This is a genomic window from Caballeronia sp. DA-9 (assembly GCF_051615025.1).
Classification (GTDB): domain Bacteria; phylum Pseudomonadota; class Gammaproteobacteria; order Burkholderiales; family Burkholderiaceae; genus Caballeronia; species Caballeronia sordidicola.
The window spans coordinates 1638489-1654146 of sequence record NZ_CP195132.1 but is presented as its reverse complement, the minus strand read 5'-3'; the positions used below and the strand labels follow the sequence as shown (position 1 = coordinate 1654146).

Genomic DNA, 15658 nt, shown 5'->3' with positions numbered 1-15658 from the left:
CAGCCCCGATGCGACTACACAATATCCATGCCAACCGGCAATACTGGCGCATGCCTGTAAGTGTTTGGCAAGACTGCCGCAAAGCAGCCAGCAAGGTGACACACTGTTCCAGCAACGCACAACCTGTGTTGCCCGGACAGGGGAGCATCCGTTCCCATCCTGCACTACACGTAAGCCGCGGCCATCCTCGATTGCGGGTTACCTAACCGGCATGGACCTTGCAAACGGGGCTTCATGCCTCTTTCGTCCGCCCCCACGTCGAACACAGGAACGCTGGCCGCCAGGACGCCCGTCACAGCGGGCGTGCGCGACTGGACGTGCCCGTTCTGCCCGCTGCTGTGCGATGACATCACCATCATCGTCCAGGACGACGGCGCACCCGCCACTCCCGGCACCGATTGCCCACGGCTTGCCCACGCACTGACGTGGTTTGCCGGAAGCCCGGCGCCGACGCCCGCAATCGATAACGTGGACACCGACCTCGACTCGGCGCTCAATCAGGCCGCCGATATCCTGCGCGCCACAAAACGCCCACTCTTCGGCGGCCTTGCCACCGATGTCGCCGGCGCACGCGCCCTCTATCCGCTCGCAGCCGGGTGCGGCGCGATCCTCGACCATCTGCACGGCGATGCGATGGCGGCATCGAACGCGGCATTGCAGGATCGTGGCGCATTCTTCACCACGCTCTCCGAAGTGCGCGCGCGCGCCGATTTGCTGATCGTGTTCTGCAGCACGCCATCGGCGAAATACCCGCGCTTCTATGAGCGCGTGCTTGGCGGCACGGAACAGCCGCGCGAACTGGTTTTTCTCGGCTGCCCTATCGATCCCGCAGCGCAGAAAACCGGCAATGCGCGCCTGCAAGGCGTCCTTGAAGAAGCCGATCCATTCGATCTTCTTGCCATCTGGTCCGCACTGGCGGAAGGCCGCGGCGCAGCGTCCTTTAGCGACAATCCAGGCATGGCGCAAGCGCTTGCCGTGTTGCTGGAACGCGTGGATGCGGCACGTTATACGGTCGTGGTTTACGAACCCGCAGCGTTGCCCGGGCCGCACGCGGCGCTGCTGATAGAAGCGCTGCACCGCATCGTGAAGGCGATCAACCGGACAACGCGCGCGGGCGCGCTGGCGCTTGGCGGCGACGATGGCGCGTTGACCGTCAATCAGGCCGTGACGTGGCTGTCGGGCTTTCCGCTGCGCACCCGCGTATCGAAGCCAACGCGTCTTTCCGGCGAAACTTCGCTCGATCACGATGCAACGCGTTATGCAACACGCCGGCTGCTGGAAGCGCGTGAAGTGGATGCCTTGCTGTGGGTATCGAGTTATCAACCCGAGCCCTTGCCTCGAGCACTTTCCAGCGATATTCCGGTCGTCGTGCTGGGGCATCCCGCGCTGCGAACGCTGCTCGGCAAGCGAGGCGGTTCCACCGTTTTTATTCCTGTCGCGACGCCCGCGATCGACAGTGCCGGTCATGTTTTTCGTATCGACGGTTCCGTGGTTGCGTCGCTCGCGGCCACGCGGGCGAGCACACTGCCAACGCTCGCCGACATCGTCGAACGTCTGCACGGCGCACTCGCCAGCACACCAGCCGCGAGGAGCCAGCCATGAGCCTGACGCGGCTTAAAGGCGGCACGCTCTACGATCCGGCAAACGGCGTCAATGGCGAACGCCGCGACCTGTATATGCGCGACGGCCGCATTGTCGCCGAAGAACCCAATGCATCCATCGCGCACGACTTCGATGCGCACGGCATGGTTGTGATGGCGGGCGGTATCGACCTGCATTCGCATATTGGCGGCGGCAAGACCAATCTCTCGCGCCTGCTGCTGCCGGAAGATCATCGCAACACGAGCGCCGCCGATGAACCGGTGAGCGCCGACGGCCGTTATCTGAAGCTGCCTTCGTGCGGCGTCTGCACACCCGGCACGCTCGCCACCGGCTACCGTTACGCGGAGATGGGATACACCGCCGCGTTCGAGCCCGCCATGATGCCCTCCAACGCGCGCCATACGCATCTGGAAATGGGCGACACGCCGATCATCGATCACGGCGCATACGTCATGCTCGGCAACGACGAACTGTTCCTGCAACTGCTCGCCGGACAGGACAACTATGAGCGCTTGCGCGACTACCTTGGCTGGACGCTGCATGCTAGCAAGGCGCTCGGCGTGAAGGTGGTCAATCCCGGCGGCATCTCGGCGTTCAAGTTCAACCAGCGCTCGTTGAACGTGGACGAACCGCACATTCATTACGGCATCACGCCGCGCGACGTGCTGCATACCTTGACCCGCGCACTGAACGAATTGCGCGTGCCGCATCCGCTTCACGTGCATGCGAGCAATCTCGGCGTGCCGGGCAATATCGATTCGACAATCGCAACCATGGACGCCGCCGGCGGCCTGCCGATCCATCTGACGCACATCCAGTTTCACAGCTATGGCGTGGAGGGCCCGCGCAAGTTTTCATCGGGCGCATTGGCGATTGCGGACGCTGTGAACGCGCGGCCGAATGTGTCCATCGATGTCGGGCAGATCATTTTCGGGCAGACCGTGACCGCTTCCGGCGACACCATGATGCAGTTCAGAAACGCGCCGCTCGGCAACCCGAAGAAGTGGATAGCCGGCGACATTGAATGCGACGCGGGCTGCGGCGTCGTGCCATTCAAATATCGCGAGCAGAGTTATGTGAACGCGTTGCAATGGATCATCGGACTGGAGATCTTCCTGCTGGTCGAAGATCCCTGGCGCGTGTCGATGACAACCGATCACCCCAACGGCGGCCCATTCACGAGCTATCCGCATTTGATCCGCCTGCTGATGGACAAAGGCTTTCGCGACGAACAACTCGCGACGCTCAATCCCGAAGCGCAGGTCGCAAGCACCTTGCTGGAGCTGAAACGCGAGTTCTCGCTCTACGACATTGCGATCATCACGCGCGCGGGGCCGGCGCGTTTGCTCGGGCTCACGGATCGCGGCCATCTTGGCGTGGGCGCGGCGGCGGATATCGCGGTGTATCGTGAGGACGCGGACAAGGAGCGCATGTTTACCTCGCCGGCGTATGTGTTCAAGGACGGTCAACTGGTCGCGCGCGACGGCACGCTCGTTGCCACGCCAACGGGCGGAATCCATTACGTATCGCCGGAATTCGATTCCGGCATCGAGAAGACCTTGAGGGCTTACGCCGCCGGAAATCTCGTGGGCAATCCGGCGCACGCCGCCATCAGCGACGACGAAATCTGCGCGTGCTGCCGCGGCGGCCGGCTGCTTCCCGTCGCGTGCCTGAGCGGGACCTGACGGGTGGCCGCCATGCAGATCAACGACACGGTAATAGACGACACCTTTGCCGAAGCCTTCCCAATGAAGGCGACGCGTCTCGTCATCACGGCGCACACGCCGGCCTGGGCGCAGCACGCGGCGCAATCGCTCACGGGATTCGCAACCTCGGTGATCGGCTGCGGCTGCGAAGCGGGCATCGAGAGGGTGCTGACGGCGGATGAAACACCCGACGGACGGCCTGGAATCGCGGTTCTGATGTTCGCGGTATCGACGAAAGAACTTGCGAAGCAAGTCGAGCGGCGCGTCGGGCAATGCGTGCTGACCTGCCCGACGACCGCCGTCTATAGCGGCATCGATCCCGCCACGAGCCGAGCGCCGCTCTCGGACAACGCCTCCATTGGCCGCAGCCTGCGTTTTTTCGGCGACGGCTGGCAGATCTCGAAGATGATCGGCGAGACGCGGTATTGGCGCGTGCCGGTCATGGACGGCGAGTTTGTCTGCCAGGAAAGCGCGGTCACGGTGAAGGCGGTTGGCGGCGGCAACCTGCTGTTCCTCGCCCGCGATACGGACAGCGCGTTGCACGTCGCCGAAACCGCGGTGGCCGCCATGCGCCGCCTGCCGAACGTGATCGCACCCTTTCCGGGCGGCGTGGTGCGCTCGGGTTCGAAAGTAGGCTCGAAATATGCTGCAGTGCCTGCGTCGACCAATGACGCGTTTTGTCCCACGCTGATCGGCTTGTCCAGAAAAAGCGAGCTTGGCGCCGACGTGGGCTGCGTGCTGGAAATCGTGATCGACGGCCTGACCGAGAGCGACGTAGGCGCTGCGATGACGGCGGGGATTGCAGCGGCTGTGGAACTGGGACGCGCGGCGGGCGTGTTGCGGATATCGGCGGGAAATTACGGCGGGAAGCTGGGGCCCTATCACTTCCACCTGCATCAGCTTGCAGCCGACGTGACCGGGAGGCGCGCATGACCACGACCACGCTGCGTGTCAGGAATGCGCCCGGATTTCGCGTCAACGCAGACCGGTTATTGCCTGCGGCGCTTGCCGCTTTATCGCTGGATGAGGTCGCGCGGCTCGCGTTGCCAGCGGGCAATGAGACCTGTTCCGTCGGCGATATCTTCGACGTCTCGCGCGCGGAAAGCGCAAACGCGGCGGCGCTTGTCATGGAAGGCGACGCGCGCTGGCTCGACCGGCTGGGCGCGAAGATGACGCAGGGATGCATCGATGTCCACGGCGCTGCCGGCGATTACGCGGGCTTTCAAATGGCGGGCGGCGCATTGCGAATCGACGGCGACGCGGGACATTTCACCGGCTGCCAGATGCAGGGCGGCCGCCTCACGCTCGGCGGCAACGCTGGCGACTTTACGGCGGGCGCGTTACCGGGCGACATGGAAGGCATGACCGGCGGCACGCTGACCATTCATGGCAACACCGGCGCGCGCCTGGGCGACCGCATGCGCCGTGGCCTCGTGCTGGTGGGCGGCAACGCCGGCGACTGCGCGGCGTCGCGGCTCGTTGCCGGAACGATCGGCGTAGCGGGGGCCACCGGCGCCAACCTGGGTTACGGCATGCGGCGCGGCACGTTGCTGCTGGCCCGGACGCCCGCCCGGATACCTCCGACATTCGCCGAAGGCGGCCGGGGCTTCGACGTGTTCTGGCGCCTTCTGACGCGCTCGCTCGCGGGTGAACTGGCGCTGTTCGCGAACTTGAGGGCCGACGCGCTGCCGCGTCGCTACGCGGGCGACCTTGCGGTCGACGGACGCGGAGAAGTGCTGATCGTCGGATCGTGACATTCGGCGTAATGTAAGTCGAGGTAACCCGAGCGAAAGGAGACGCCCATGAACACTGCGCATCCGCACGCGGCGACGCTTGAAGCAAGCGCCGCCGCGCAACGCTACACTCATACGCAGATCATCCTGCACTGGCTCATTGCGCTTGCGATCATCGCAATGCTCGGCATCGGTCTCTACATGGTCGGATTGCCCAAGGGCCTTTCTTTCAAGTCGAACCTTATCAACTTCCACAAGTCGCTCGGAATGACCGTTTTCCTGCTTGTGCTGATTCGCATCGTGGTACGCCTGGTCAAAGGTCGGCCGCCGCTTCCGCCGATGCAAGCGTGGCAACGCGCCGCCGCGGGCATGACGCAGGGTCTTTTATACGTCGCCATGATCGGGATGCCCTTGACCGGCTATCTCGGTTCGTCGTTCAACAAGTTCGGCACGCGCTTCTGGGGCATTGCATTGCCGATGTGGGGCTGGGACGATCCCGGCTTGCGAAAAATCTTCTTCACCATTCATGAAGTCTGCGCATGGGTGCTGATCGCATTGATCGCGCTGCATGTGGCGGGCGCGCTGAAACATCAGTTGATCGATCGCGACGGACTGATGTCGAGAATGCTGCCATGAGTTTTTTTATCGAGGAACGCGGTTAATGAAGATCAAGGTGCTGGGTTCATCGGCGGGTGGCGGATTTCCGCAGTGGAATTGCAACTGCCGCAATTGCGACGGAGTGCGTAACGGCAGCGTTGATGCGAAGCGGCGCACGCAGTCGTCGATCATTGTCAGCGCGACTGGCAAGGACTGGCTGCTCGTGAACGCATCGCCTGACCTGCTCGCGCAGATCGCGGCGAATCCGGAGTTGCAGCCCGCGCGCCGCAAACGCGACAGCGGGATTGCGGCGGTCATCGCCATAGACGCGCAAATCGATCACGTCACGGGCCTGCTGATGCTCCGTGAACGCGATACACCGTTGCCGCTTTACGTGACCGACGCCGTGCTGCAAGACTTGAGTACGGGCTTGCCGATAGTGCCGATACTCGCGCATTACTGCGGCGTTGAAAGGCATGCGATCCCGCTCGACGGATCGCCGTTCGACATTCCCGCGCTCCCGGGCATACGCATCGAGGCGCTGCCGCTATCGAGCAAGGCGCCGCCCTACTCGCCGCATCGCGCAGCGCCTGAACGCGGCGACAACATCGGCCTCACGTTTACAAACGAAGCCACGGGCAAGCGCGCGTTCTATGCGCCCGGCCTTGGCGCGCTCGAGCCGCACGTGCTCGAGGCAATGAACGGTGCGGACCTTTTGCTGGTCGACGGCACGCTCTGGACGCCGGATGAAATGATCGAACTCGGCCTGTCGAAAAAGACCGCGGCCGACATGGGCCACCTCGCGCAAACAGGCCCGGGAGGAATGATCGACGTGCTCGATTCCATCGAACACGCAGGTGTGCGAAAGGTGCTCATTCATATCAACAATACGAATCCCATCCTGATTGAAGACGGCCCTGAGCGGCGGCGGCTCGCGGAACACGGCATAGAAGTCGCCTTCGACGGCATGGCATTCGATCTCTGAATATGCGCTAACGGATTACAGGAGAAACATGTGAACGGACCGACTCAAGCAGTAACGAATCAGGCAGCAACCCGGAATTCAGGCGCGACCGCCTGGACCCGCGAAGAATTCGAAGCCCAGCTTCGCGCGAAGGGCGCGGCGTACCATATCCATCATCCGTTCAACGTGAAAATGAACGCAGGCGGTTGCTCGCGCGAGCAGATTCGCGGCTGGGTCGCGAACCGCTTTTACTATCAGATCAACATTCCGCTGAAGGACGCGGCGGTCATGTCGAACTGTCCTGATCGCGAAACACGGCGGCGCTGGGTACTGCGCATTCTCGATCACGACGGCTACGGCGACGACGAGGGCGGCATAGAAACATGGGCGCGGCTGGGCGATGCAGTCGGCCTCACGCGCGATGAACTCTGGTCGCTGGAACACGTCGCGCCGGGCGTGAAATTCGCCGTCGATGCCTACGTCAACTTTGCCCGGCGCGCGCCGTGGCAAGAGGCCGTGTGTTCTTCGCTTACGGAAATTTTCGCGCCGCAGATCCACAAGGACAGGCTCGCGACATGGCCGACGTGTTATCCGTGGATAGAAGCCGATGGCCTCACGTACTTCCGCTCGCGCATCTCGCTGGCGCAGCGCGACGTCGAACACGGCCTGCAAGTCACGCTCGATTACTTCAAGACGCGCGAGCAGCAGGAACGCGCGCTCGACATTCTGCAATTCAAACTCGACATCTTGTGGTCGATGCTCGACGCAATCGAAAAGGCCTTTCCGCAATGACAACGCCCACGTCCACGCAGAACCTCAAGCTCAAGGGCATCTTCCGGCTGCAATGGGAGCCAGCCCAGGACGCGCACGTGCTGCTTTATCCCGAAGGCATGGTGAAGCTCAATCAAAGCGCCGGCGAAATCCTGAAGCGTTGCGATGGCACGCGCGATATTAACGCGTTGATCGCCGACCTGCAGCAGGCCTTCAATGCGCAGGACATTGGCGGTGAAGTGCGTCTGTTCATAGCCGAAGCCGAACGGCGCGGATGGCTGGAGGAAGCGTCATGACAGCCCGCGATCAAGGCGTGATCGCTCCGCCACTGTGGCTGCTCGCAGAGCTCACTTACCGGTGCCCGCTGCATTGCGCGTTCTGCTACAACCCGGTCAACTACACGGACCACAGCAGCGAACTCACCACCGAGCAATGGATAGGCGTGCTGCGCGAAGCGCGCGCGCTGGGCGCGGCGCAACTGGGATTCTCGGGCGGCGAACCCTTGTTGCGCGATGACCTTGAAGTGCTGGTTCGCGAAGGACGGCAACTCGGTTTTTATACCAACCTGATTACGTCGGGCATCGGTTTGACGGACAAGCGGCTCGACGCGTTGAAGGACGCCGGACTCGATCACATCCAGTTGTCGTTCCAGGATTCAACGCAGGAACTCAACGACTTTCTCAGCAGCACCCGCACGTTCGACCTGAAAAACCGCGTCGCCAAGTCGATCAAGGCGCATGGCTTCCCAATGGTCCTGAACTGCGTGCTGCATCGATACAACCTGCCGCACGTAGACAAGATCATCGACATGGCGCTTGCAATGGGCGCGGAATATCTCGAACTCGCGAACACGCAGTATTACGGCTGGGCGCATGCGAACCGCGCGCAACTCATGCCGACCGCCGGGCAGTTGAGGGAGGCCGAGGCGGTGGTCGAGCGGTATAGAGAGAAGATCGGGCATCGCTGCAAGATCTACTTTGTGGTGCCCGACTACTTCGAGACACGGCCCAAGAAATGCATGAACGGCTGGGGTTCCGTGTTCCTCGGCGTGGCGCCCGATGGCGCGGCGCTCCCTTGCCACACCGCGCGCTCGCTTCCCGGCCTGAGCTTTCCCAACGTCAAGGACACGTCAGTGCGCGACATCTGGTACGAGAGCGACGCGTTCAACCGCTTTCGCGGCTTCGACTGGATGAAGGAGCCATGCCGCAGTTGCGAAGAAAAAACCATCGATGCAGGCGGCTGCCGCTGCCAGGCGTATTTGCTGACGGGCGACCCGGCCAATGCCGACCCCGTCTGCGATAAATCGCCCCATCACGAGACCGTGATCAACGTGGTTAAAAGAGCAGCAGGCGCGGCGGTACAGCGCGAGCCTGAAGAGCATCCGATTGTGTTTCGCAACGACACCAATTCACGCCGGCTGGCGGCATTGAAAACGCGCGGGGAGCCGGACCATCACAATGTCGCCGATCTTGCGGGAGCGCGCAAATGACCATCGCGGATATCAGTGTTCTTCTCGTCGATGACCACGCTGTTGTGCGCGAGGGGTATCGGCGCCTGCTGGAACTCAGCCCGGACATCAGCGTGGCAGGCGAAGCCGCCGATGCTGCCCAGGCCTACCAGCGCTTCTGCACGTTGAAACCCGACGTTGTGGTCATGGACCTTGCACTGCCGGGCGCAAGCGGCATTGAAGCGATGCGGCGCATGCTTGCGCGCGAACCCGACGCCCAGGTGCTGATCTTCAGCGTGCATGAGGAAACAATCTTCGTCCGGCGCGCGCTCGACGCCGGCGCGCGCGGCTACGTGACCAAGGCAAGCGCCCCCGACGTACTGGTGGAAGGCGTGCGCGCCGTCGCGGGCCGCGCCCGTTATCTGAGCCCCGACATCTCGCAGGCGCTCGCGCTGCGCGCCACTTTCCAGGACGGGCCGCCGGGACGCCAGTTATCGGCGCGCGAGTTCGAAGTGCTGCGGCTGCTGGTGCAAGGCTATACGCTGCCGAGCATCGCGGAACGGCTGGGCTTGAGCCAGAAGACCGTGGCCAATCATCAGTCAGTGATCCGGCAAAAATTCGGTGCGGACAATGGCGTGCAACTCGCGCAGATGGCGAATCGCCTCGGCCTTCATTTCTCCGATTTCGCCAGTTCCGCAAGCGCGCTTGGATCCGTGAGATCGGGCAATCCGGCCTGAACCGGCACGCGCGCGCAAAACAGGAACCCGCCGTCCGGCTGGCTCGCAACATGGAATTCGCCGCCCAGCGCCTCGACACGCTCACGCATGCCAATCAGGCCCAGGCCCGCGCGTGGTTTTGTCAGGTCGACACCCGGACCGTCGTCGGTCATGGTCACGACAATTTCACCGCGACTCGCGCGCGTGTTGTTCGTATTGTCTGAAGTCCGAACCAGATAGATTTCCACGCGCGAGTTCCGCGCGAACTTCGACACGTTCGTCAGTCCCTCCTGCACCAGCCTGTACAGCGTGATGTTCACCACGTCCGCGAGATTGGAAAAGTCGCCGTCCACGGTCAGCGTAAACGACGCCTGCGGCAAGCGCTCGCGCCAGCTTTCCACGCAATGTTCGAGCGCGCTCGGCAAGCCGAATTCATCGAGACCGATCGGGCGCAAGCGCCGGATCATCCCGCCAATCTGCCTGTACACGGTGCTCGCGCTTTGCATGACCGCAAGCGCGAGCCTATGAACCTCGGGTTCACTCCTCGCCTGATCGTGCGCCGATAAATCCCGGATACGTCCCGCGTCCAGCGCGATGGCGTTGAGATACTGGCCGAGTTCATCGTGCAGTTCGCGCGCGAGGTGACGACGCTCGTTTTCCTGCGCGCCGATGCTCTCGCTTGCAAGCCGCCGGTTTTCCGCAAGCAGGCTCGCGGCCTTCGCTTCAAGCGCGCGGCGATGCAGCAATTCACGCTGCGACTCGCGGTATCGCCGCCATGCAAACCACGCGAGCCCGGTTGCCAGGACAACAAGCGTGGGCGGAATTTCATCGAGTTGAAAACGCTCGAAGCGGCGCGTCAGGGAATACGTCAACTCGCCGGCTTCGAAGCGCATGCATACCAGCGCCGCCAGCACCGTGAGCGCGAGCACGCATACAAGATCGCGCCACGCCGTGGAACGGGACGAGCGCGCGCTGGCAACAAAGGCCGGGGAATCAGGTTCGGGTTCGGGTCGCATGGCGCTCTCATTCTACTCAGCGCGCGCGTTCGCGTCGCGTCCGCAAGACAAGGGCAGGGAAAGCTTCCTCACGTAATCGGGAGGTCTTCCCGACCGCACCGCACGCGTCTTGTGGGACGCTTTCAGTACTGCAATAAAGAAGCAAACCGATAACGATAAACGGCAGGAGACAACCATGACCAAGCTTCCCTTCAGGCGGCGCCACGCGCTGCGTGTGTACTTCGGCGGCGCGCTGGCCGGCTTGAGCGTCACAAGCTGGGCGCAGGAAGCGGCCGCGCCCGCTTCAGATGCCGCGGTGACGCAACTCGCGCCGATCATCGTGATCGGGACAACACCGCTGCTGGGTATCGGCACGCCGCTGGAACACGTGCCAGCCAACGTGCAGACCATTCGCGGGCGCGATATCGACCAGCAGCATCGCGCCACGCTCACGGACTACTTCGCGAGCAACCTCACGAGCGTCGATATCAACGAGGCGCAAGGCAACCCATCCCAAGTCGATATCAACTACCGCGGCTTTACGGCCTCGCCGCTGCTTGGCACGCCGCAAGGGTTATCGGTTTTCCTCGACGGCGTGCGCGTGAACGAGCCTTTCGGCGATGTCGTGAACTGGGACCTGATACCGCAAGCGGCCATCAACACAATCCAGTTGATCCCCGGTTCCAATCCGACCTTTGGCCTGAACACGCTCGGCGGCGCGCTCGCCATCACGACAAAAAACGGCCGCAGCAACCCGGGCGGCGAAGCGGAAATCTCGGCGGGATCATGGGGACGAAAAACAGCGCAGATCCAGCAAGGCGGCGTGATTGGCAGCAACCTCGATTATTACTTCACCGCCAACACGACCAACGACGACGGCTGGGCCGACCACAACTCAAGCCGCCTTCGCCAGGCGTTCGGCAAGCTGCGCTACACCGACGCCAATACCACGCTTTCCCTTTCCATGGGCGGCGCGGACAACACCTTGCAAGGCTCGCAGACCATCCCGCGCTCGTTCCTCGACAACCGCAAGCAGGCCTATACGTTTCCGGACCAGAACCACAATAGCGTCGGCTACCTGACCTTCTCCGGCGAGCATTACTTCTCGCCCAACCTGGAACTGAGCGGTAACGTGTACTACCGGCATTATCGGAACACGAATGTCAGCAGCAACGTGAACGACGACTTCGGCACGGTCGAAGACGACGGCGATATCAACACACTGCAGGCGACCAACGATCAATCCGTGATCGTCACCGACAGCTACGGTGCAAGCCTGCAGATGACCTTGCTCGGCAAGCTCGCTGGCTACGACAACCAGTTCGTCGCGGGCGTGGCGGCGGACTTCGCCAACTCGCATTTCACGCAGTCGTCGCAGGACGCCTTTTTTACGGATTCGCGCGCAACGATTGGCATTGGCGGATTCGAGCCCCAGACCGACGCCGCCACGCGCAACGCAAACTATGGCGTCTACTTCGAGAACACATTGTCGATCACGCAGCAGTGGTCGCTGACGCTGGCGGGGCGTTACAACTGGTCGAAGTCCGTGATCGGCGACGAAAGCGGCGTGCAGCCCCTGCTCGACGGCAACCATACGTTCTCGCGCTTCAATCCGGCGGTCGGCGTCAACTGGAATCCAACATCGACCTTCACTGCCTACGCCACATACAACGAAGGCATGCGCTCGCCGACGGCCATCGAACTCGCTTGCGCCGATCCCGCTTCGCCATGCTCGTTGCCCAACGACTTCATTGCGGACCCGACGCTGCAGCCGGTGATATCGAAGACATTTGAAATTGGCGCGCGCGGGCAGCTTGGACGCGCGACCACGTGGAGCGCCGCCATCTACCGGACCACGCTCGATAACGACATCCAGTTTGTCAGCAGCAACGGCGCGGCAAGCACGCTCGGTTTTTTCCAGAACGTGGGAAAGACCCAGCGCCAAGGCTTCGAACTTGCAGGACGCACGCAGTACGGGCCGGTCGGCGTGAGCGCGAGCTACAGCTACGTGGACGCCACGTATCGCTCGACCTGGACCGAAAGCAGCGGCAGCAATTCCAGCGCGGACGACGACGGCAACATCACCGTGCACAAGGGCGACCGCATTCCAGGCATTCCGCAGAATACGGTGAAGCTGCGGCTCGATTACGCGGCTACGCCGAAGTGGAACGTCGGCAGCAACCTGACCTACAGGGGCAGCATTTTTGCGCGCGGCGACGAGGACAATCAGGACGCGAATGGAAAGATCGCGGGCTATTTCCTGATCGACCTGGACACGACCTACAACGTGACGAAGCAGCTTCAGGTGTTCGCGAGCGTAACGAATCTGCTCAACAAGCACTATGCAAGCTTCGCCATCCTTGGGCAGAATTTCTTCAATGGACCGAACCATACCTTCGATGGCGCCAACCCGGTCAACGAACAATTCCTGGGGATCGGTGCGCCGCGTGGCGCGTGGGTTGGATTGCGGTATGCGTGGAAATAAGCCTTGAGAGAGAGCGGGTTCTTTTGAAAAGAACCCGCTTCCGCCTGCGTTATTCAATCGATCCCGCGCTGCGCGGATACGTGACGATGCCCCAGGGCAACGACAATCCTTCGATCTGTTTGACGGTCTGATAGCTGGCGGCATCCAGCACGTACACCGCATTCGAACGACCGCATGCAAGCAGCACCTTCGACCCGTCCGGTGTGAAGCTGAAGTGCCAGCAGCGCTGGCCAACGGGGATATCGCTGATGTGGCCGTAAGTGCCGGAATCGAACACCTGAAGCGTCTTGCCGCGCGCCGCCGCCACCAGTAACCGCTTGCCCGATGGATCGAACGCGACGCCGTAAGGGCCCATTTTTGTATCGACGGTCTTGACCGGCTTGAGGCTATGCGCGTCGAGCACCACGAACTTGTCGGTGTTTTCAAGCGTCACCACATACTGCCGGCCGTCCGGCGAACGCTTGATGCCGCGCGGCCGCGAGCCATGATCGAGCTTGATGCTGCGCAGCGGCTTGCCCGTGCCCACGTGATAGACCGACACCGTGTCGTCACCCTCGTTGGTGACCAGCAGTTCCTTGCCGTCGGCGGAAAATTCGACGCCTTCCGTTTCGTGGCCGCTCTTCACCGACCGTATGACCCGCAGCGTCTTCAAGTCGACAATCGCGATCTCGGCGGGCGGGCTGTTTGCGTCGTCATCGTCCTTGCTTGCAACCTTGCCGCCGCCCGATGCACCCGCCGCCTGCGGCGGGCCGCCGTCCTCGCCGGGTTCGTACGTCACATATGCATACCCGCGATACACCCGCACGAACTCCGGATTCTGGCCAATCTTCGCGCGGCGCACGACCTTGCCGGTCGCGGTATCGATTTCGGAAAGATCGGCCGTCTTCTTGTTGGCGACCAGCAGGTGCTTGCCGTCGTCGGTGAGGCTCAGGCCGCGCGGGCCATCGTCGCCCACGGCGAAGGTTCTGGCGAGCGTCATCTGGTCCAGGTCGATAACCCCCACGCCCATGGTCTCGCTCGTCACATAAGCGACCGGCGCTGCAGCCAGCGCGAACCCCGCGCTCAACGTTGTCACCGATGCAAGCGCCAGATACGCCGCTGCTTTCTTCAATTGCATGATCGTCTCCGCTTGTTTTTATTGGTTCGCCGCCTGACCCGGCACTGCGCGCCCGCATTCGCAATGCCATTGGCGACATGGTCAACTTAGCCCATCGCGCGGCCGCTTGACAATGGATGGAGGCGGGAGAATTTCCCGAAAGCAGTTTATTGGATTGCTTCGGGGTCTTCAGCGAGACGATCGACCAGTCCCTTCATGCCGCGGCTCCACGATAAATCCGTATTGCCGCGTATATCGACAGAGCGCTGGAATAGCGCGTGGCCGGTTGCCACGTCTTCCACGCGCAGATTGATATTGATGATCAGGTTGCTGACTTTCTGCACCCAGCACACGCCGACGCGCTCCACGTTGAGCGTGCGTCCTATCTGCAGTTCGCAGCCATTGCATGCGTTCAAGTCCTGCCCGCGCGCAAGCCGGGCGATCATGGCGCTCGCCGCGGCGTTATTGGCTACGCGAAAAAGCTGGCGCTCGCTCAACTGCGTGCGCAAGTCCTTGCTGACGAGTTCCAGGCGCGCCTGCTGCGTGCGGTTGGTATCGGCGTCGTTATAGGACGCGTTGTCGTCGATCAGCGTGCAATCCATCACCGCGATAGACCGCTGCGCCACCGCTGCCTGCGAGAACACAGCCACGGAAACGACACACAGTGCTACACGGCAAAATCCTCTTCGCAACTGCGGCATGATGCAGGCCTCCATGTGCCGGCGCGGCGGACGCCGTGATCCAGGCATGCAAATAACACGCCCGCCACGCGTTTCTTGACGGAGTACCGCAACCTCTCGATTTCCACATCGACCGGTAAAACTTCGGAACCCTTATCAAATTCGACAAGGCCATCATCACAAATGGCTTGTGCCCGAGGCTGCGCTCGAAGCGCGCGCACCGCTCATAAGCATCAAACCATATACCCCAGATGCTCGGCCAGAATCACCGAGCCGATCGCAACCAGGATCAGGCCGCCCGCCACTTCCGCGCGCTGTCCGACCGCGCGGCCCAGAAAGCGTCCCACCATCACGCCAATGGTCACCATGATCAGTGTCGCTAGTCCAATGGTCGCGGCAGTCGAGAAAATATTTACATCGATAAAAGCCAGCCCCGCGCCCACCGCCATGGCGTCGATACTGGTCGCCAAGCCTGTCGCGGCCAGCAGCCAGAAACTGTGGCGCACGGGCTTCTCGGCCTCCGGCGTGGGCGAGCTGAATCCCGAGCGGATCATGCGAAGCCCGAGCACGAGCAGCAGGCCGAAGGCAATCCAGTGGTCCCACGAAGTGACATAAGGCGCGGCAGCCTTGCCAAGCGCCCAGCCAACGAGCGGCGTGATCGCTTCAATGACGCCGAAGATGAGGCCCGTGCGCAGCGCCTCGCGCATGCGCGGACGCTGCAGCGTTGCGCCCTTGCCCACGGCGGCGGCGAAGGCGTCCGTCGACATGGCGAAGGCGAGCAGGAGAGTGGAAGCGATATTCATGAGGGAAGATAATCATTCTGGCCGGGACAGGAACATGCGATGCTGCGCCGAGCCCGACCGGTC

The 15658-nt window shown here is 62.4% G+C and carries 15 protein-coding genes; 11 read left to right on the top strand and 4 right to left on the bottom strand.

All coding sequences use genetic code 11. From position 1 onward, the window contains the following. Positions 1-234: 234 nt before the first annotated feature. Genes ACRWA7_RS13785 through ACRWA7_RS13740 form a run of 10 tightly spaced genes read left to right on the top strand, consistent with a single transcriptional unit; the run spans position 235 to position 9557 of the window. Positions 235-1602 (top strand): formylmethanofuran dehydrogenase, encoded by a 1368-nt coding sequence (locus tag ACRWA7_RS13785; protein ID WP_438391475.1) that lies wholly within the window; start codon positions 235-237, stop codon positions 1600-1602. Then, the gene (locus ACRWA7_RS13780) at positions 1599-3287 is read left to right on the top strand and encodes a formylmethanofuran dehydrogenase subunit A (RefSeq protein WP_438391474.1); all 1689 of its coding nucleotides are present in this window, start codon (positions 1599-1601) and stop codon (positions 3285-3287) included. The genes ACRWA7_RS13785 and ACRWA7_RS13780 overlap by 4 nt, the downstream gene beginning before the upstream one ends. A 12-nt stretch (positions 3288-3299) precedes the next feature. After that, entirely contained in the window at positions 3300-4241 is a 942-nt protein-coding gene (fhcD, locus tag ACRWA7_RS13775; RefSeq protein WP_438391473.1) for a formylmethanofuran--tetrahydromethanopterin N-formyltransferase, read from the top strand. Beyond that, entirely contained in the window at positions 4238-5062 is an 825-nt protein-coding gene (locus tag ACRWA7_RS13770) for a formylmethanofuran dehydrogenase subunit C (protein ID WP_438391472.1), read from the top strand. The genes fhcD and ACRWA7_RS13770 overlap by 4 nt, the downstream gene beginning before the upstream one ends. 48 nt (positions 5063-5110) lie before the next feature. Continuing rightward, positions 5111-5677, top strand: coding sequence for a cytochrome b (locus ACRWA7_RS13765; RefSeq protein ID WP_438391471.1), 567 nt, complete (start codon positions 5111-5113; stop codon positions 5675-5677). A gap of 25 nt (positions 5678-5702) precedes the next feature. Continuing rightward, positions 5703-6623, top strand: a complete 921-nt coding sequence (gene pqqB, locus ACRWA7_RS13760) for a pyrroloquinoline quinone biosynthesis protein PqqB (RefSeq protein ID WP_438391470.1) — start codon at positions 5703-5705, stop codon at positions 6621-6623. A 30-nt stretch (positions 6624-6653) separates the two neighbouring features. After that, a complete protein-coding gene (gene pqqC / locus ACRWA7_RS13755) occupies positions 6654-7394 on the top strand; it encodes a pyrroloquinoline-quinone synthase PqqC (RefSeq protein ID WP_438391469.1) in 741 nt (246 codons plus the stop codon). Then, positions 7391-7669 carry a pyrroloquinoline quinone biosynthesis peptide chaperone PqqD gene (pqqD, locus tag ACRWA7_RS13750; protein WP_438391468.1) on the top strand — a complete coding sequence of 93 codons (279 nt, stop codon included), beginning with the start codon at positions 7391-7393 and terminating at the stop codon, positions 7667-7669. Before pqqC ends, pqqD begins: the two co-directional genes overlap by 4 nt. Next, positions 7666-8862, top strand: a complete 1197-nt coding sequence (gene pqqE, locus ACRWA7_RS13745; RefSeq protein WP_244163972.1) for a pyrroloquinoline quinone biosynthesis protein PqqE — start codon at positions 7666-7668, stop codon at positions 8860-8862. Before pqqD ends, pqqE begins: the two co-directional genes overlap by 4 nt. Further along, positions 8859-9557, top strand: a complete 699-nt coding sequence (locus tag ACRWA7_RS13740; RefSeq protein WP_438391467.1) for a response regulator — start codon at positions 8859-8861, stop codon at positions 9555-9557. The genes pqqE and ACRWA7_RS13740 overlap by 4 nt, the downstream gene beginning before the upstream one ends. Here ACRWA7_RS13740 and ACRWA7_RS13735 read toward each other — a convergent pair. Next, the gene (locus tag ACRWA7_RS13735) at positions 9491-10552 is read right to left on the bottom strand and encodes an ATP-binding protein (RefSeq protein WP_438391466.1); all 1062 of its coding nucleotides are present in this window, start codon (positions 10550-10552) and stop codon (positions 9491-9493) included. The two genes, ACRWA7_RS13740 and ACRWA7_RS13735, sit on opposite strands and share 67 nt — an antisense overlap. A gap of 175 nt (positions 10553-10727) precedes the next feature. Here ACRWA7_RS13735 and ACRWA7_RS13730 point away from each other — a divergent pair, with 175 nt between their 5' ends. Further along, positions 10728-13016: a TonB-dependent receptor gene (locus tag ACRWA7_RS13730; RefSeq protein ID WP_438391465.1), complete on the top strand. Its 2289-nt coding sequence runs from the start codon at positions 10728-10730 to the stop codon at positions 13014-13016. A 49-nt stretch (positions 13017-13065) separates the two neighbouring features. Here ACRWA7_RS13730 and ACRWA7_RS13725 read toward each other — a convergent pair whose 3' ends face one another. The 3 genes from ACRWA7_RS13725 to mntP all read right to left on the bottom strand — a co-directional run bounded on the left by ACRWA7_RS13725 (position 13066) and on the right by mntP (position 15595). Further along, the gene (locus ACRWA7_RS13725; RefSeq protein ID WP_438391464.1) at positions 13066-14133 is read right to left on the bottom strand and encodes a cytochrome D1 domain-containing protein; all 1068 of its coding nucleotides are present in this window, start codon (positions 14131-14133) and stop codon (positions 13066-13068) included. 146 nt (positions 14134-14279) lie between these two features. After that, a complete protein-coding gene (locus ACRWA7_RS13720) occupies positions 14280-14813 on the bottom strand; it encodes a DUF3280 domain-containing protein (protein ID WP_438391463.1) in 534 nt (177 codons plus the stop codon). A gap of 212 nt (positions 14814-15025) precedes the next feature. Further along, positions 15026-15595 carry a manganese efflux pump MntP gene (gene mntP / locus ACRWA7_RS13715; RefSeq protein ID WP_060817970.1) on the bottom strand — a complete coding sequence of 190 codons (570 nt, stop codon included), beginning with the start codon at positions 15593-15595 and terminating at the stop codon, positions 15026-15028. Positions 15596-15658: the final 63 nt, after the last annotated feature.